General features: G+C 30.4%; 12 protein-coding genes. 8 read left to right on the forward strand and 4 right to left on the reverse strand.

From position 1 onward, the window contains the following. Nucleotides 1–95: 95 nt before the first annotated feature. The 3 genes from IPP08_12445 to IPP08_12455 all read left to right on the forward strand — a co-directional run bounded on the left by IPP08_12445 (nucleotide 96) and on the right by IPP08_12455 (nucleotide 2,354). Complete coding sequence (locus IPP08_12445; protein ID QQS66548.1) at nucleotides 96–1,307, forward strand: HAMP domain-containing histidine kinase; 1,212 nt, start codon at nucleotides 96–98, stop codon at nucleotides 1,305–1,307. 78 nt (nucleotides 1,308–1,385) lie between these two features. Further along, nucleotides 1,386–1,862, forward strand: coding sequence for a hypothetical protein (locus IPP08_12450; GenBank protein QQS66549.1), 477 nt, complete (start codon nucleotides 1,386–1,388; stop codon nucleotides 1,860–1,862). A 39-nt stretch (nucleotides 1,863–1,901) separates the two neighbouring features. After that, the gene (locus IPP08_12455) at nucleotides 1,902–2,354 is read left to right on the forward strand and encodes a hypothetical protein (protein QQS66550.1); all 453 of its coding nucleotides are present in this window, start codon (nucleotides 1,902–1,904) and stop codon (nucleotides 2,352–2,354) included. Between the two features lie 93 nt (nucleotides 2,355–2,447). Here the strand turns inward: IPP08_12455 and IPP08_12460 are convergent, their stop codons facing one another. The 4 genes from IPP08_12460 to IPP08_12475 form a co-directional block, all read right to left on the reverse strand. Then, nucleotides 2,448–5,588, reverse strand: a complete 3,141-nt coding sequence (locus tag IPP08_12460; GenBank protein QQS66551.1) for a choice-of-anchor D domain-containing protein — start codon at nucleotides 5,586–5,588, stop codon at nucleotides 2,448–2,450. 151 nt (nucleotides 5,589–5,739) lie between these two features. Further along, nucleotides 5,740–8,940: a choice-of-anchor D domain-containing protein gene (locus IPP08_12465; protein ID QQS66552.1), complete on the reverse strand. Its 3,201-nt coding sequence runs from the start codon at nucleotides 8,938–8,940 to the stop codon at nucleotides 5,740–5,742. A 263-nt stretch (nucleotides 8,941–9,203) separates the two neighbouring features. After that, nucleotides 9,204–11,090 carry a molecular chaperone DnaK gene (gene dnaK, locus IPP08_12470; GenBank protein ID QQS66553.1) on the reverse strand — a complete coding sequence of 629 codons (1,887 nt, stop codon included), beginning with the start codon at nucleotides 11,088–11,090 and terminating at the stop codon, nucleotides 9,204–9,206. 20 nt (nucleotides 11,091–11,110) lie between these two features. Further along, nucleotides 11,111–11,596 carry an Hsp20/alpha crystallin family protein gene (locus tag IPP08_12475; protein QQS66554.1) on the reverse strand — a complete coding sequence of 162 codons (486 nt, stop codon included), beginning with the start codon at nucleotides 11,594–11,596 and terminating at the stop codon, nucleotides 11,111–11,113. 575 nt (nucleotides 11,597–12,171) lie between these two features. On the opposite strand from IPP08_12475, the gene IPP08_12480 reads away from it, so the two are divergent. The 5 genes from IPP08_12480 to IPP08_12500 all read left to right on the forward strand — a co-directional run bounded on the left by IPP08_12480 (nucleotide 12,172) and on the right by IPP08_12500 (nucleotide 18,686). Further along, complete coding sequence (locus IPP08_12480; GenBank protein ID QQS66555.1) at nucleotides 12,172–12,759, forward strand: hypothetical protein; 588 nt, start codon at nucleotides 12,172–12,174, stop codon at nucleotides 12,757–12,759. Between the two features lie 606 nt (nucleotides 12,760–13,365). Beyond that, nucleotides 13,366–13,782, forward strand: a complete 417-nt coding sequence (locus tag IPP08_12485; protein ID QQS67894.1) for a VOC family protein — start codon at nucleotides 13,366–13,368, stop codon at nucleotides 13,780–13,782. 266 nt (nucleotides 13,783–14,048) lie between these two features. Beyond that, nucleotides 14,049–14,426 (forward strand): LysM peptidoglycan-binding domain-containing protein, encoded by a 378-nt coding sequence (locus IPP08_12490; protein ID QQS66556.1) that lies wholly within the window; start codon nucleotides 14,049–14,051, stop codon nucleotides 14,424–14,426. A gap of 118 nt (nucleotides 14,427–14,544) precedes the next feature. After that, nucleotides 14,545–15,141 carry an FKBP-type peptidyl-prolyl cis-trans isomerase gene (locus tag IPP08_12495; protein ID QQS66557.1) on the forward strand — a complete coding sequence of 199 codons (597 nt, stop codon included), beginning with the start codon at nucleotides 14,545–14,547 and terminating at the stop codon, nucleotides 15,139–15,141. Between the two features lie 101 nt (nucleotides 15,142–15,242). After that, nucleotides 15,243–18,686 (forward strand): choice-of-anchor D domain-containing protein, encoded by a 3,444-nt coding sequence (locus IPP08_12500; protein ID QQS66558.1) that lies wholly within the window; start codon nucleotides 15,243–15,245, stop codon nucleotides 18,684–18,686. Nucleotides 18,687–18,739: the final 53 nt, after the last annotated feature.

Genomic DNA, 18,739 nt, shown 5'->3' on the forward strand with positions numbered 1-18,739 from the left:
TTGAGTTTTTTTATAATTCTTTATTCCTATAATTATTTGTTATTCTAAATATTAAAAAATATAATAGAAAAATATCAATCACTTCTTCAGCTAATTTGAAGTTATTACTAGTTGTATTAGCTTTTATTATAGTTGCGGGTACTCTTTTTTATACTCAAAGAATTGTCGAGAATTTAAAGGATTCAGAGCGTAGAGCATTAGGAGTTTATACAAAGGTTTTACAATTAGTTTATTCAGCTGAAGAACCTTCCCCTGAGCTTGCTGCCTTAGCTCATGATTTATCAACAGCCATTAATTTCCCAATTATTATTACAGATAACCACCAAATTCCACAACCTAGAATTTTGGGTAATGGTACTGTTTCATTTAAAGAGATTATTAAAAATTTAGATCTTGACACAACCACAAGCCCAGATTTACAAAAGAAGTTTTTAAATTTTTCAATTAGGGATATGAAGTTGAAATATAATCCTTTAATTATTTATGATATACATGCCGGAGATTCTACTATTATTAATTACATATTTTACGATGATTCTATAACAATTTACCAATTAGAGAGGCTCCCTTATTTTCAAATTATAATAGTCTCTATGTTTATTTTAATTGGGTATATAGGGTTTAGTTACGTTAGGCGAAATGAAGAATCTAATGTTTGGGTTGGTATGGCAAAAGAAACAGCTCATCAACTAGGAACTCCTTTGAGTTCTTTACTTGGTTGGTTAGAATTAATTCGTTATGAGCCAAATAATTTGAATCAAGTTTTAGAAGCAACAGATGAAATGCAACGAGATGTTGAAAGACTTAATATTATTGCTCAAAGATTTTCAAAAATTGGTTCTAATGCTGAGTTAAAGTCTATTGAAGTAAATGAATTGGTTTCAGGTGTAATTAAATATTTTGAAAAAAGATTACCTCATTTAGGGAAAGTAGTGTTACTTACAATTACTCCTTACCCAACTAAATTATTTTCTAATATAAACAGGGATTTAATGGAATGGGTACTTGAGAATTTAATTAGAAACTCAGCTGATGCAATTGAAAAAAATGAAGGATTAATTAACATAAGTATAAGTTTACATGGCAACTTTGTATTTATTGATGTTAGTGATAATGGACATGGTATTGATTCTAGCCTCCGTAGTGAAATTTTTAGACCTGGCTTTACAACCAAAAAACGAGGTTGGGGTTTAGGTTTGTCATTAGCAAAAAGAATTATTGAAAATTACCATAATGGTAAAATATCAATTCTCGAATCAGATTCTAATGGTACTATAATTAGAATCAAACTTCATGTTAACTCTTGACCTAACTTCTATCATTAAAATATTTTGATTGTAACTATTTAATAATATCAGCGTGGTAGTTATATATTAATAAAATTTATGATTCATGATTTAAATATTAGTTCCTTAAAAGACATAGCAATTTTTATTAGTGGTGTAATTGCATTATTAACTTTTATAAATGGTATAATTGAATACACTAGGCAGGGAAGACAAAAAAGAGTAGATCAATTTGTTTTGATTAGAAGACGTTTAAAGGAAAACCATATCTTTAAAGAAATTTGTTCTATGGCTATTGCTAATGACCCAAATTTAGCATCAACTCCCACTCAAGATAAAAGAGATTTATTAGGTTTACTAGAAGAGGTTGCTTTACTCACAAATTCCAACCTAATTAAAAAAGAAGTTGCTCATTATATGTTTGGTCTTTATGTTGTTAGCATATGGAACTGCCCCTATTTTTGGTATAATATTGAACGTGATTCTATTTATTCAAAATTATTCAATAATTTTGCTTCTGAAATGATTGAAATTGAAAGTAAGCCTTTTTATTCACATAAAAAACTTAGATTTTAGTTAAATCAATAAAAATTAAAAAATTAAAAATATTTTATTATGAATGGAGCACATTGGCATTTACTTTTAAACCACATTCCTATTTTTGGTGTTCTTTTTGGAATTTTCTTATTATTAATCGGTTTTGTAAAAAGAAATGAACTCTTTAAAAATACTTCATTTTTGGTTTTTGTAATAACAGCATTATTAACAATTATTACTTTTAAAACAGGTGAGCCTGCTGAAAAAGTTGTTTATGATTTTCCAACCGTTTCTCATGATGCTATTGAACAACATGAAGAAAAAGCTGAATTAGCTCTTTTTGCAATTGAAGCCTTAGGTATTATCTCCTTGTTTGCTTTTTATTTTTCCAGAAAGGATAAACCACTAAAAGTTATTACATCATTTATAGTTTTGGTGATTTCATTAGTTTCATTTTTTTTAGTAATTGTTACAGCAATTGAAGGGGGTGAAATTATGCATAGTGAAATTAGAGACAAATCATCTCAATAGTTTTATTTTTTTTTATTTAAATATATAATAAAGCGGATTACCTTTTAACAGATAATCCGCTTTTGTTTTACTAAAATTATAAATAATTTTCTATTATTTAATCTTTGAAGAACCTCTCTTAATTGTAGTTGCTGATAAGCCTTGTAATGCTATTTCCTGTATTACATTTGTCCCATTGCTTAAAACAACTAATTTTCCACTCTTTGCACCAGTTGTTCCAGGTTTGAAGCTAATTTCTAATGGTATTGACATCCCACCATCTAATCTCATTCTTGACATAGTTCCCAATGTATATGATGTTTTATCAACTCCTTCAATACTTACTGAACTTACTGTTAATAATTTATTACCAGTATTTGTAATCATTACTGTTCTTCTACTGACTTGATTTACTCCTACTGCTCCAAATGATAGAGGATTACTTTCGGCAACTAAACTTATTGTTCTTGTTCCTACCTCACCTGATAATGGGATTATTATTGAATCTCCAGTGCTTAATAACATATTTAATTGTGCAGTTTTCATTCCTGGACCCGAACTTGGTTTGAAAAGTACTTTTACTCCTAAATTATCACCTGGTAAAACTTGTTTTGGTAACAGTGGCTTGTCTAATAACTCAAAATCAACTGCATTTGTGCCACTTATATTTATATCTGTAACACTTCTAACTGACAATTCATTATTATAGTACTTAATTAACCTCTCTTTGTTTTTCAAAGATTCATCTCCATCAATCAATTCTCCAAAGTCAGTTGTCTGTAATATAACCGATGCTCCTATACCTTTGCCACTTGCTCTTACCTTTATAACACCTTTTTCATCAGTTGCTTGGTTTACTGGTCTGGCATCATTTGATCTGAAAAATATATCAACATACCTATAACCAGATGTCTTTGGTGTGAACAATATTTGAATTGAGTCATTTTGTAATGCCCTTATGATTTTGTTCTTAGGAAAAGTTGTTAATAATGTAAATTCTTTTACATCATCAACATCACCTACTGGCATCTCAATTCTATCAACAATTAAATCACATTTATCTCCACTATTATATATCTTTAACCATTTTTTACTCTCATTTCCTAATCTTGTGTCTGGAAATATTACATCTGGTATTCTACTTCCTGTTTTATCTGATAACAATGCTCCAGCTCCTTTTCCATTCAAATCCAAAATAAACATTCCAAGTGTCATTACTCCAAACTCGTTTGGATTACTGAAATTAGTTGCATCTGTTTGAATGAATAGTCTTCCAAATCTCTGTCCAAATGTTTGAGGTTGAAAAGCTAAATATACTGTTTGAGTTGTTGTACATTGTAATGTTGTTGCATTTGTATTGTAAACTCCTCCAGGTTGACCTGTAGGTATTGATAGATTTAAATTTGAACTAATCGGTTGACCAATTATTGGTACATTTGTAAATAAACCATAATCACTCATTGATGTTAATGGATTCAATATTTGATATGGCGGAACTCCTTGACCACTTCTTACATCTAATTGATATATTTTTACAGTTGATACACTTACTGGTAAGTTCCCTTTATTTATTATTGTAATTGGTAAGTAAATTAATTCTGTACTACATAATGTTGGAGAAGTATTAAAAACTGAGTAGTTTAAAGTATTTGCTAATTTGTTTTCAACTATTACATCTACTGCTTTTCCTGCTCCAAATCCTCGTAAATCAAATTCACAAGTTTTACAATCATAGGTCAATCTTAATTTTGCATCAGCATTACAACCAATATTTGCTGGGGTGAAATTGATATATGGCGTCCAAGTTCCTGCTGCTGGAACTACTACATTAAATGCTCCTATTGAAAATGGTCCTCCTGGTAACCCTGAAGTTGAAACACCATACAAAGATCCACCAGCTCCTACTATCTGTACAGTTACATTTGTTGCAGCTGATAGATTAGTATTAGTAAAGTTCAAAGGTCTGAATGTTCCTGTTGTTCCCATTGGTACTTGGTAAGTAGGAAAAATCCTTCCATCCATTAATGAAACACCACATGATATTGGCAAAGCAACCTTACCAGGATCTAATCCTGGATCAGATATATTTATTCTATCAGCTGCTACTGCTCTTAATTTATAATTCCTTAATGCACAGCCATCACTTACTGATATTGTTGCATTTCTTGTTCCACCACATGTTGGATTAAATATTATACATGGAGTATATGTAGCTCCAGGGTTTACCGTTACTCTCAGCTGACTACTTGGTTCAAAAGTACCGAAAGTTGGATGAGATGTATTAAAAACACCTGATAAAGCTGTTGTTCCAGTAGAAGAATTACAACCAGCATTAAATTGGTATTCCCCTGATGCTATTGTTGCATCTCTTACAATTGAAAAAGTATAAGTCAATGTTGAAGATCCAGCATTTCTTACAGTAAACGGACCAGGTGTAGCACCTGATGTTGTAGAAAATGTTGTATTTGTCAACAATGGTGAACCTAATGCTGGCACATTTCCTAAAAACTCATCAGATCCATCACTTAACAAAGTTGGTGATAATGCTGATGGTACATTTCCAGATATTATTGGTGATGGAGGAGTGAATAAATAATTTGAAGGTGAAGGACCAAGTCCCCAAGTATTAGATGCAGATGTGCTAAATACATCTCCTGGATTACATGCAATGTATTGATTAAAACCTGTATTTCCAATTACCCCAATACCTGCATTACCGCCATAAACAGTAAAACTTCCTTCATAAGCATATACAATATTATTTGTACCTTCAAACAATTGAGCTTGTATTCTATCTGTTGCTGTTCCACTACAGCAAGGACCAGTAAACCATTCAATTATACATACTCTATTCGGAGCTGTACCTTGAGTTTCAATTTTATTATATCCATTACTTCCCGTATAAAGATCATCCCAAAACGGACATAGGCATGGATATAATCCTGTAAACGGCACATTCCCACTACAACAATTTTGACTTCCAGCACCAGTAAAATAGACTATTCCGTTTGAAGAAACCCAAACATTGGAATAGGTATTACATGCAAAACTAAAGTTAAATCCTATTGGGAAAGCTCCAGATGTAACATCATCTACATTAGCTCCAAAAATTGTTTGAGCTCCACCACCTAATGGAATAATTGTTCCACCTTTGGCTTTAGTGTAGTCAGTAAAAACATTTTGGGCTTTTAATTGAGATAACAACACAACTGTCAATACTACAAATAAGCCCAGTAATTTTGAAAATTTATTCATATTTTATTTTAAATTTTTTTTAATAATCTGCATTAAATAGTTTAATAAATATAAGTAATTTATAGTTAATAAAATAAGTTAAGTTAAAAAAACCTCCTATTTGTCATTTACAAATAGGAGGTAAATTTTAATTACAATTGTTTAATACAATTTACTTAATAACTTTACCGCTATTATCACTCTTAATTGTATTTGATACTAAACCTTGTAACATTATTTCTTGTGTGCCGTTTGTTCCATCGCTCATTACTTCAAATTTAGCACTCTTTGCTCCTGTTGTTGTTCCCATCATACTTATTTCTAATGGGATACTCATTCCAGGATCTAATACTAATCTTGCTACTTTTCCTAATGTGAATGATGACGCATCTGCTCCACTTACTTTCATTGATGTTAATGTTAATGCTACACTTCCTGTGTTCATTAACATTACTGTTCTGCGTGATACTTGTTTTACCCCTAAGTTGCCAAATGCTAATGGATTACTTTCTCCTTTAACACTTATTACTCTTGTACCTACTTCTCCATTTAATGGATATACATATGTGTTGCCATTACTCATGATTATGTTTAACTCTGCAACTTTCATTCCTACTCCACTCTTTGGTGCAAACTCTACCAATACTTTCATATCATCTCCTGGTAAAATCTGTTTTGGTAAACTTACTTTTGTGAATCCAAAATCACTTGCATTTGCTCCTGTTATTGTTACATCTACTATTGTTGATGGTTTCAATTCTGGGTTATGATAATTTACCTCTATCTTTCTTGATTTTTCTTGCTCATCATTCTCTACTAATGTTCCAAAATCTGTATCATCTGCTTGGATCAATGTTCCTAATCCTTTTCCAATCAATCTTACTCTTACAACTCCTTTCTCATCTAATGCTGTGTTTACATCTGTTGCATCGTTAGTTCTGAAATTTACTATCGCATATCTTGTTCCAATTGATTGTGGCATGAATGATACATCTAATGTGATGCTTCCTCCTGCTTTTACTGTAAATGGTTTGCTTATGTCTGTTAACATATTAAATTCTTTAACATCATCTACATCACCTGATGTCATCCAAATTTTTGTTATTTGTAAATCACATTTCTTTCCTGAATTGTAGAATGTAATTGTTTTTTTGCTCTCCATTCCAACTTTAGTATCAGGATACATTACATCGCCTGGGCGTTTGCCTGCTATATCTGACATAAATGCTCCAGTACCTTTGCCATATAAATCTAAATTTAACATTCCTGGAACAACCACTCCATTTGCATCTTTACCACTAAAGTTAGTTGCGTCTGTTTGTAAGAATATTCTTGCATAACGCTTTCCTGCTAATGTTGGAGAGAAAGTTAAATATAAAATCTTGTCACTCTTACACGCTTGGATATTTGGTAATGCTGCATAAACTCCTGTTGGTCCTGGTACTAACAAATTCAATGGTGAAGTTGTTGGGCTTATTGGAGTGTTAGTTGTTACGAAATAATCAGAAACACTTTTTAAAGGAGAAGATAATGCATATTGAGGACTACCTTGAGATATTCCTGTTTCTAATGCATATACTTTTAAGTCTGTTATATTAACGTTTTGAGTTCCATAATTTGATAAATTAATTGGTATTGTAACCATCTCTTGTGAACACTGTTCTGGAGTTGTTGCATAACCTGCAAATCTGCCATCATTGATATCAACACCGTCAACACTAAATGTTGCAGCTTTTCCTGCTCCCACACCATATAAATTGAATTCACATGTAATACAATCATATTTCAATTGTAATGAAGCTGGACGGCAACCATGTTTGTCTGGTGTAAATTTAATATACCAAACAAATGTTCCTCCCGCTGGAATTGTTACACTTGCAGCTGGAGTTGTTACCCAAGGACCAGAAGCAGTTCCTGAAGTGCTGAATTGATATTGGCTTCTTCCTGCTCCCATAATTTCAGCTGAATTAATTACTAAAGGAGATGAAGCTGAATTAAAGAATCTAACAGGAGCAAAAGTTCCAAATGATCCAAAATTAACTTGATAACCTGGGTTTACTCTTCCATCCATTAAAGCTGCTCCACAACCTAAAGGTCCTACAGCTCTTCCTAAATCAATACCTGGATCTGAAATAGTAACTCTATCAGCACCTACTGCTCTCAATAAATATGAACCTTGTGAACATCCATCACTTGCATTAAAAATTGCTTTGCGTGTTCCACCACAAGTAGGTGTAAAACTTATACATGGAGTTATAGATCCACCTGGATATACAGTTGCAGTTAAAGTGTTGTTAGTTTCAAATGTACCAAAAGTTGGATTATACACACTTGATACTGAAACTCCTAAAACGGTTCCTGAAGTTGTGAAACATCCTGGTACGAATTGATATTCACCATTTGCTATTGATGCATCTCGAGTAATACTAAATGTATAAGTTCTTGCACTTAAACCACCGTTTCCTAAAGTAATTGGAGAAGGTGTTGCACCCGTAGTTCCTGAATATAATGTTGTATTATATAATACTGTTCCAGCTGCAGGTGTACTTGACATTAATTCATCTACAGTTGTAGGTGTTGTACTTGGTGCTGTTGGTATATTACCAATAACAACAGGTAATGGTGGTGCATAGGTAATCAAAGTTCCATCTGGTGGATAACTACCAGCTGATCCTGCTGGCCATGATACATAATTAGTTGTAAAAGTAAAATTCGGTAGTGGAGTTGTACATCCAATTGTATTTGGAGATATTCCAGAAGGATTAATCACATTTGCAAAATAATCATTATATCCATTATAAGGTGATTGATAACCACCAGTATTTGCAAAAATTTCTATTTTATTTGAAGTTTCATATAGTCTAATTTGTGTTTTAGATGCTGTACCTCCTAATCTATTTCCATTTGGAGACTGATCGTATGGCATAATATTCCATTCTACTATAAATATTCTATTTGGAGCTGAACCAATAGTTTTATAGACAACACCACCGTCTTGAACAAACATATAATCAGTTATGGAAGTTATTGTTGCACCACCATTATAATTGTAAGCAGCATAATAACCATAAGCATAATTATAATATGTTGCACTATTTAATAACTCCATGTAACCACCTTGAGCAACACCAACTCTTGTATAAGTTCTACAATCTAAACTAAAATTAAAAGGTATAGGAACAGTTGGCCAAGTTCCTTGGCGATCATAATAACCAGTTCCTGAAGGGAAAATTTCAGTACCTCCACTCACATCCAATGGAGTTCCTTTACCAGGAATTTTAGAATAATTGTTGTATAGTTGTGCCTTTAAAGCGACATTACTCATTGAGAGCAATGCAATTAAAACAACTAATAAAGAAAAGATTTTTTTCATTTGATTGAAATTAAAAAAGTTAAATATTAAAAACACTAAAAGAAAAGCGATTTAAAAATCTAAGAATAAAAAATTTGATTATACCTTAGGCAAAACGGCTAAACACTAAAGTTTCAGAAAAGTTACAAGATTTAAAAAATAATTTTGAAAAATATTTAAATTTAAATATAATACTTGTTTTTAATCAAAAATCAATGTTTTACTAAATAAAAAAAACGCCATAATTTAAATTTTATGGCGTTTAGATTTAAATAATTAAAAATTTATTTACTTTCTTCATCAACAATAGTGTAATCTGCATCTTCAGTTTTAGATTCTCCACTTTTGGTATTTGAGCTTTGATTTTCATTTCCTTTTGCATACATCTGTTGTGAAACTTCATTCCAATTACGGTCTAACTCATCTTTAGCCTGAGTAATTGCATCAATGCCACCATTTCTTACAGCTTCTTCAAGTTTTTCAACAGATGCTTCAATTAATGCCTTACCTTCAGCTGGTAAACTTGCTTCTAATTCTATTAACTGTTTCTTTGTAGAAAATATAGCTTGATCAGCTTGATTTCTAATTTCAACTTCTTCTTTACGCTTTCTATCAGCAGCTGCATTATCCTGAGCATCCCTCTTCATTTTCTCAATTTCATCTTTAGCTAAACCACTTGAAGATGTTATTCTTATAGATTGTTCTTTGTTAGTTGCTTTGTCTTTTGCTGAAACATTCAATATTCCATTCGCATCTATATCGAAAGTTACTTCAATTTGTGGAGTACCTCTTGGTGCTTGTGGAATACCTTCTAGATGAAAACGACCCAAAGATTTATTATCATTTGCCATTGGCCTTTCTCCCTGAAGAATATGAATTTCTACTGATGGCTGACTATCGGCTGCAGTTGAAAATACTTCTGATTTCTTTGTAGGTATTGTTGTATTTGAAGGAATCATTGGGGTCATTACACCACCTAAAGTTTCAATTCCCAATGACAATGGGGTAACATCTAACAATAAAACATCCCTAACATCACCCATTAATACTCCTCCTTGTATAGCTGCACCTATTGCAACAACTTCATCTGGATTTACACCTTTATTAGGTTCTTTTCCAAAAAATTCTCTTACTAATTGTTGAATCTTAGGAATTCTTGTAGATCCACCAACTAATATTACATCATCTATTTGAGCAGGTGTCATTCCTGCATCATTTAATGCTTGGCGACAAGGTTCTAAAGTTTTTTTAAACAATCCTTCACACATACTTTCAAATGCTGTTCTCGTAATATTTATACTTAAATGCTTTGGGTTACCATCAGCCATTGTAATAAATGGTAAGTTTACATTTGTTTGCATCATTTGAGAAAGCTCTTTCTTAGCAGTTTCAGCAGCATCTCTTAGCCTTTGTAAAGCCATTGGGTCAGATCTTAAATCAACACTATCAGTTTTTTTAAATTCATCTGCTAAATAGTCTAACAGAACTTTATCAAAATTATCACCACCTAAATGCGTGTCGCCGTTTGTTGATTTTACTTCAAATACACCATCTCCAAGATCTAAGATAGATACATCAAAAGTACCACCACCTAAATCATATACTATAATTTTTTTATTTTCAGTTCCTTTATCCATCCCATAAGCCAAAGCAGCAGCAGTTGGTTCGTTAATAATTCTCTTTACAGTTAATCCTGCTATTTCACCTGCGTCTTTTGTTGCTTGACGTTGAGCATCATTAAAATAAGCTGGAACAGTAATTACTGCTTCAGTAACTTTTTGTCCTAAATAATCTTCAGCAGTCTGTTTCATTTTTTGTAAAACCATTGCAGAAATTTCTGGTGGAGAATAATCTCTACCATCAATTTCAACTCTTACAGAATTTCCTGATCCAGAAACAATTTTGTAAGGTATCATTTTCTCTTCTTCTTTGACTTCACTTACAGTTCTTCCCATAAATCTTTTAATTGAAAAGATTGTATTTATAGGATTTTGAACTGCTTGACGCTTTGCTGCCTGACCAATTAAACGGTCACCATTTTTTGTAAAACCAACAACTGATGGAGTTGTTCTTTCACCTTCACTATTAGGAATAACAACTGGACTTGTACCTTCCATAACGGCAACACAAGAATTTGTTGTTCCTAAATCAATTCCAATAATTTTACTCATTTTTTATAATATATATTTTTTTAATTAATATTGATTGTACTTACTTTTTTTATTTTTTTAGGAATTAATATTTCTAAAACTCCACTTTCATATTTTGCTGAAATGTTTGATAAATCTATTTCTTCATTAAAAATTGGTAACGTTACTAATTTTTTAAATTCACCAAATTTAATTTCATTGGATTTAATTTCCATAACGTTAGCAAAATTATTTATCCTATTTCCAGATATCTCAATTGAGTTTTCTCCTTGCAAAGATAATTTTATATTTTCTTTATTCATTCCAGGTACATCAGCATTAATTATAAAACTATTTGCATCTGAAAAAACTGTAGTATTTGGAAATGAATTTATATTTACATTTTCATTTTTATTAGTTTGATTAGTGTTAAATATACTTTCTCCATCTTTTATAATATTGATGTCGAAATTATCGAATTTATTTTTTAATTTTTGAGTGAATTTATCAAATTCATTTACCCAATCTTGTTTTTCGAAATTATTCATAATTAGATTTGTTAATTTTAATTTGATTAACAAAATCTATGCCATATAAATAAATTTGTTAAAATTAGAAATAATGTCACATACCTGTATGTCATTATTTATATATTTCTTTTTTATAATCTAAACAATATTTTTTTATAGTAATTATAATGCTCTGTGGATTTGTGGAGAACTTTATTTAATTTATTTAAATTGATAATTTTTATTAAAAAATTAAAGTATTTACTCTTAATTTAATTGTTTGTAAGTATGTGGATAATTGATTATATATCCACAAAGTAATTTTTTATCTGAATTTAGAATAAAGAATTTTAGTTAATTAACTGTAAATTCAGTCGATTTCCACCAATTACAAATGGTTTGTTAATAAGTGTGTGTATAACTAGTTTAATATGGGATTTCTTTTAAAATTTGTATTAAATTTTTATATTCATATTTATAAATTAAATATCTAAAAATTAAATGTTATAAAAAATGTAATACTTTTGAAACAAAATTTAATTTAATGTGTCGTTAAGAAATAGAATATATATTATAAATTGATTACTTATTTTTGAATTATTATAAATTATAAAATGATATATAAATTTAAATACCCTGAGATAGTTTCTAAAATTAACACTATTTATAATGGTCAAGTTGAAATAACAAGTGATTACTTAGCAGAAACTCATTCAGTATTATTAAGTTTTTTAGAAAGACCAGAAAAGCAGATAAGCGTTAATATTGAAATTGATGCTCCAATTGAATTAATTTGGAGGATTGCTGCTGGAACGATAGATAAATTTTACTCACATCAGCCGGCTGTAATTGGTGTTTCTGAAGTTAATTCTTTGGATTCTCAAGAAGGAACAAGATTTATTGTTCACAGAAATATAAATGGAGGAATTTTGGATAGATTAGGTGAAGTAATTACAAATATGGAAAATTCAGAAATGATTGTTAGTGATATTGATATTGCTGATCAATCAATTTCTGGTATGTTTCCATCATTTTATACACTAAAATTAGAGCAAATTGGCAAAAAACAGAAAAAATCTATGTTGAGATTATCTTATACAATGCTAAGTGTTCCTCATCCTTTTGTAGGTGAAGTCTTAATTTATCAAGCAAATAGTATAAAACAACAATCTGAAGCAGCAATGAATGTTAGTAATAAATAATTTTTTATAATTTACATTTTCACTTGTAAAAGGCACCCAATAAAATCTTTAGGTGTCTTTTTTCATTCCTTAAAATGAAATTATTATTTTAACTATATTATTTTTAATAATATAAAAGTGTATTGCCAAACAAATATGGAGCTTTCAAATAAAAAAATAGTAAAAACTAAGGTTTTTAACCAGTCATTAGTAAAACTTTGGTGGCGTTGGACAACACACGAAGGATTAAAAACATTTTTAGGATCTGATAATAAAATATCCTTATATCCTAATGGGGAATTTGAAATTTATTTTATTTTAAATAATCCTATTGGTAAAAAAGGATCTGAAGGTTGTAAGATATTGTCATATTTACCTGAAAAATATTTATCTTTTTCTTGGAATGCTCCACCAGAATTTGAGGCAATTAGAAGTTTAGATTACAAAACTTGGGTTTGTATAGAATTTAAAGCTATTTCATCGAACCAATCAGAATTGATTTTAACTCATTTAGGTTGGCCTTTAGATGATAGTTTTAACCCAGTTTTTAATTATTTTGATAATGCTTGGGATATTGTATTCGCAAGTTTATCTAAATTCGATACAAAACAAGTTGCTTTTGATTCTATATCAAAAAAAGTAACTGGAATTGGAGGTATATTTTTTAAATGTAAGAATCCTGAAAAGGTGAAAGATTGGTATAAAACTTTTTTAGGTTTAGATACAGATAAGTATGGAACTACTTTTGAATGGATACAGAGTTCTAATCCTGACAAAAAAGGTTTTACTCAATGGAGCACTTTTTCTGAAAATTCTAAATATTTCGATCCTTCAACCAAAGATTTTATGATAAATTATAGAGTTGATAATTTAATTGAATTAGTAGCAAAATTATCTTCTTCTGGAGTTACAATTTTAGATAAAATTGAATCATTCGATTATGGAAAATTTGTTCATGTATTGGATGTTGAAGGTAATAAAATTGAACTTTGGGAGCCTTTTGATTCTGAGTATGATAAAATAATTGATGGTAGGACAAAGTAGTTACTTTATTAAAAATTAATTCTAATTTGTAGATTTATTTTTTTTATATACTATTAAACTAAATCAAAGTTTAATTAGTCATTGAGCTATTAATCCATTGTGTATTTTTAAGTATTAACTAATGCAATAAATAGTAATATTGTTAATAATATAACCTAAGCAATTAATATATTAATTCTTAATTTTACATAACTTTGAATTAATTATTTTTATAAATAATTAATTGATTAGAAAACAATTTCCTTAATTAAAAAAAATTAAAAACAATGTTACAAGAAAAGTATTCAAGTGTGCTTGAACTTGGTCAAGCTTTAGGAGTTAAAAATGGTGACGTTCAGGAAGTGGACGGTAAATTAAAAGTTACTGGTACTTGTGCATATGCACTTGATCGTGATCATTTATGGGATGCTATTAAAAAGCATGAAAACTGGGAAAATGAAGTAGAAGCAAATATCAATTTTGAAAATACAGATGTTTATGGTTACGTAACTGTTAAATCTGGTGACTCATTGTCAAAAATTGCTAAAGATGTTTATGATGATGCTTCTCAATATATGGCAATATTCCATGCTAATAGTGAGCACTTAAGCGATCCAGATAAAATACAAGTTGGACAGAAATTGATTATTCCAAATAAAGCATAATCAAATTGATTTATTTTAAACCTTTCAAGTGAATAGTTCCTTGAAAGGTTTTTTTTATTAAATAATATAATATTTTTAGAAATTCAAATTAAATTCAAAATTTTAAATATAAACAATAATGAAGATTAATATAATAGTGCTTATATGCGTTGCAATATTAAGTTTAACTGCTTGTAAAAAAGAAACTTCTCAAACTGAATTAAATGCATCAGATTCAACACAAAATTTAAATACTCAAGCAGAAGCTCAACCAGCAACACAAGCAATTGCAGATGGTTCTTCAAATGATTCAAGCTTGAAGAATCAAGATAAAGCGACTGTTGTTAAAGGAGATACTGTAACAACAGCAAGCGGATTAAGATATATTGATATTGAGAAAGGAAAAGGAAAAAAAGTTGTTGTTGGTATGAATTTAAAAATTGATTATGCTGGTTTTTTTACTGATGGAAAAGTGTTTGATACTTCAATTGAATCAGTTGCTAAATCTCAAAATTTTGATAGACATGGCATGGCTTTTACACCGTTTGATGTAGTTATTGGAAAGGGAAGTGTTATTGCAGGTTGGGATGAAGGTTTAACCACAAATATGAATATCGGTGGAAAACGCAGACTATTAGTACCACCTAATTTAGCTTATGGTGAATCTGGAATGGGGGGAGTAATTCCACCAAATGCAAGCTTGATATTTGATGTAAATGTTATTTCTGGACAATAAAATTTTGTTAATATTTCATTTTGCATTAAGTAAATCAGTAACTTTACACAACTTTTAGTGTCTTACAATATCATTTTTATATTCCACAAACTTTACTTTTTATGAAAACCACACAGAAATTATTATTCTCTATAATTATAGGAATAATATTTTTACTAAACAAATCAAATGCAAACTTAGTTACTGATTATGTTTTTACCCAAGATTATGGGGAATTATCCAATACAGATGGATGGGGTTCTGTACCATTTTATAATTGGGATCCTTGTTCCAACTATGCTGGAACTGGACATAAAGTATGCGGAGCTTCTAAAATGTTTTCAATAGGATTCAATTTTAATTATGATTGCAGAGAATTCACAGAAGTTTCTGTTAATGCAAATGGAGTTCTCTCCTTTGGCAATAATACTAGTCCTTATGAATATGGGGATGGTTATTATACTGCTTACATGGGTGATTTTGAAAAATGTAACTGGGATGGTAGTGGTCAATTAGCAGATCAATTGAATATCTGGACTCAATATGACTGTATTAATCCAGAAGAAATAGGTGGATCAGTTGTTTATAATACTTTAGGTTCAGCACCAAATAGAGTATTTATTGTACAGTGGAATACTCAATATTATTATGATTATTTATATGGATGGTACGGTGGTCAGCTTCAAAATTTTGAAGTTAGACTTTATGAAGGTACTAATAAAATTGAATTTGTTTATGGTAAAAGTGTTGAAAATTCATATGGTTATACAAGCTTAATTTCTACTGCTGGTGATGGCTCAGCAAAAACAATCAGTAATTATTATTATGGAAATTATGATTGGCCAACAACTTATAATCAATATTATTCAGCTCAACTGTATTATGGTTATGATTGGGGATATGGAAGAGCAAATGCTATCTATCAATTTACTCCATGTCTTTCTTTAAAAGGAAGAACTGGTGTTGGACAAGGTGGTTTTACAAACATGGGGGGGTCAAACGCTTCACCTGCTACACCACCTCTATTGTCTAAAGATGATAATGGTTACCCACTCCCAAAAACAAATGCTGGAACAGCTTCAAATTTTACTCCTATGGATTTGTGTGTAACTGATCCTGCATGCGGAATAAAATATTATCAAATTGATATCATTGGTGGAACAAACTCATCTGAATTTGCTATTTATCCAAATAATGCAAATGCAGTTTATTATTGGGATGGAGGAAGTTGGAATTACAGTTCTCCATATGACCCAAATCCTTCCTTACCAAATGGAGAAAGTGGTATTCATGCTTTACCAACAACTTTAGCTGATACAAATAATGGAGTAGGTGGCGGAGGAAATCAATCTAATACTTCTATGATTATAGAAGTAGGTGGATATGAGGGTGGTACAACTTGTGTACAACCGATAATTCAATTCAGACCTAAATGTGGTGGTGTAAGAACCGCTCAAATTCATGTTTCTGCAATTGATTATCCAGGAGCAAATCCTTCAGGTTGTTATGATAGGTATTATAATTTAGCTCCTGAAGCAGTTGCTTTACTGAATATACCATCAAATATATTACCAACTCCAAACCCACCAATGCCTGCTGTTTTGGTAGGCACAAATGTACTTATTCCTAATATGGTATTTAGTAACCAAGGGGGTGCTCCATTAAAACTTTATTCTATAAGTTGGTTCAATTTTGCAACTAATACTTGGGAATTAGGTGGGTCTTGTCCAACAGCAACATCAATAACTGGAATTGACCCAACAAATCAGTTTAGCATTAGTAACACCTCTTTGTTGAATGGATTGCCAACTGTTCCTACAGGCGGAAGCAATATCAATGCTTATAGTAATCTTACATTGAAGTTTCTTTTTACTCCAATTTATGATGGTTTGCAAAGAGCTTTATTTAGAATAAGAATTGGTTGTGAATGTTATGAATATGTGCTTGAAATGAAAGGATCAGCTCCAGGTGGAACTTTTATAGCTAAAATAAATGGAATTGATTATGATTTGGATAAGAAAACTATTGAGTTGTTTAAAAGTAATATATTATGTGGGGATGCTTTAAATGTTATTCCAATTAAAGTTACTAATACCAGCTCAATACCTTTTCAAATTAATGGAATTAATTTATTTGAAAACGACACCTCTATCAATCAAGGTTCTCCTAGTTTTCTAACTAAAATTGATCCATCCACTGGAGGCTTAATGGTTTCTAAGGATTATATGATTACTCGTACTTATCCTAAGCTCCCTTTTAATAGTAACATTCCTGCAAATCCATTTTCTATGCCTAAGTTAGGTGATACTACTACATTGTATTTATCATTCAATCCGCAGGGCTATGGAAAAAGATATGGGAAATTAATTTTCTGTACTAATGGTTATTTCAATCCATCAAGTGTTGCACCCTATATAGCAACAAAAAATGGGTCTTTAGGAACTTCACCTTGTGGTACAACTAGAGGTGTACTTTCAATCGATTTATTTGGATCTGGAACTGGTGCAATTTTATCTAAAAATTTAAAAGGTGATAAGTTTGATAAAATTTTATTTGATGATACTAGATTAAACGAAAATACAGATCAATGGGTTTATATTTATAATACCGGGTCAACGGTTTGTGACTTGAACATTAGTAAAATTGAATTAAACAATGGAGACGTAGATGATGTTAAGGAATTTGTAATTCTTAAAATGCCAAGTACAAATTCTATAAAATATGGAAAAAAAGATTCTCTTTTAATTAGGTTTACACCAAAACAAGTTGGTACTAGATCTGCAATTATGTTTATCCGTTCAAATGATGTTAGACCTTTTAATCCTGGATATGATGAAAAGGGAGTTACAAGAGTTCAGATTAGTGGAAAAGGACTTCCAGGTATCTATAATCAAAAAGAATATGATTTTGGAATTGCAATAATTAATGATATTGAAAGTGTAGTTGTTCAACAAAATATAGAGTTTATAAATAATTCTTTAAATAAAATTAGCATTGCTTCAATGAAGTTAACAGGAGTAAATTCAAATGAATTTTACTTAATTTCAAAACCAAAGTATCCAGTTAACTTATTACCATCAGACAAAATTGGGATTTTAATTGGTTTTGTTCCTGAAAAAAATAGCTTACCGGGTTTTAGAAGTGCAATTCTAGAAATTACTACCATTGATGGATCAATAATTAATTATCCTCTTAAAGGTGAAGCTGCAACTAGAACTTTAAAAATTGTATCTGTTAGTGATCCTTTAGTTTTCGGTAGTCCATCTGTAAATACAGTTAAAAGAATAACAATTTTAGTTTCTAATACTGGTACAACTTTGTTAAATATCTCTGGTATTTCAGTTAGCGGAATTGATGCTTCTTCATTTACATTAGGCAAAGTAGCCAGATTAATACTTGATCCAGGAATGAGCATACCATTAGAGATTTCATTCTTACCAACAAGTTCTGGAGCTAAAAGTGCCCAACTATCAGTATTGAGTAACTCAACTAATGGAAAACAACAATTAATGCTTCAAGGAATTGGTGTTATAGTTAAAAAAGCTAGTCATCCAAAAATTGATTAATTAAAATAGTTCTAAGATTTAAAAAAAACCGTCAATTGTTTTGACGGTTTTTT

The sequence above is a fragment of the Chlorobiota bacterium genome (assembly GCA_016700335.1).
Taxonomy (GTDB): Bacteria; Bacteroidota; Ignavibacteria; order OLB7; family OLB7.

Excerpts from the sequence above, each read along its gene's own strand:
- IPP08_12450 (QQS66549.1), top strand. The coding sequence starts at position 1,386 with ATGATTCATGATTTAAATATTAGTTCCTTAAAAGACATAGCAATTTTT.
- IPP08_12455 (QQS66550.1), top strand. The coding sequence starts at position 1,902 with ATGAATGGAGCACATTGGCATTTACTTTTAAACCACATTCCTATTTTT.
- IPP08_12460 (QQS66551.1), bottom strand. The coding sequence starts at position 5,588 with ATGAATAAATTTTCAAAATTACTGGGCTTATTTGTAGTATTGACAGTT.
- IPP08_12465 (QQS66552.1), bottom strand. The coding sequence starts at position 8,940 with ATGAAAAAAATCTTTTCTTTATTAGTTGTTTTAATTGCATTGCTCTCA.
- dnaK (QQS66553.1), bottom strand. The coding sequence starts at position 11,090 with ATGAGTAAAATTATTGGAATTGATTTAGGAACAACAAATTCTTGTGTT.
- IPP08_12475 (QQS66554.1), bottom strand. The coding sequence starts at position 11,596 with ATGAATAATTTCGAAAAACAAGATTGGGTAAATGAATTTGATAAATTC.
- IPP08_12480 (QQS66555.1), top strand. The coding sequence starts at position 12,172 with ATGATATATAAATTTAAATACCCTGAGATAGTTTCTAAAATTAACACT.
- IPP08_12490 (QQS66556.1), top strand. The coding sequence starts at position 14,049 with ATGTTACAAGAAAAGTATTCAAGTGTGCTTGAACTTGGTCAAGCTTTA.
- IPP08_12495 (QQS66557.1), top strand. The coding sequence starts at position 14,545 with ATGAAGATTAATATAATAGTGCTTATATGCGTTGCAATATTAAGTTTA.
- IPP08_12500 (QQS66558.1), top strand. The coding sequence starts at position 15,243 with ATGAAAACCACACAGAAATTATTATTCTCTATAATTATAGGAATAATA.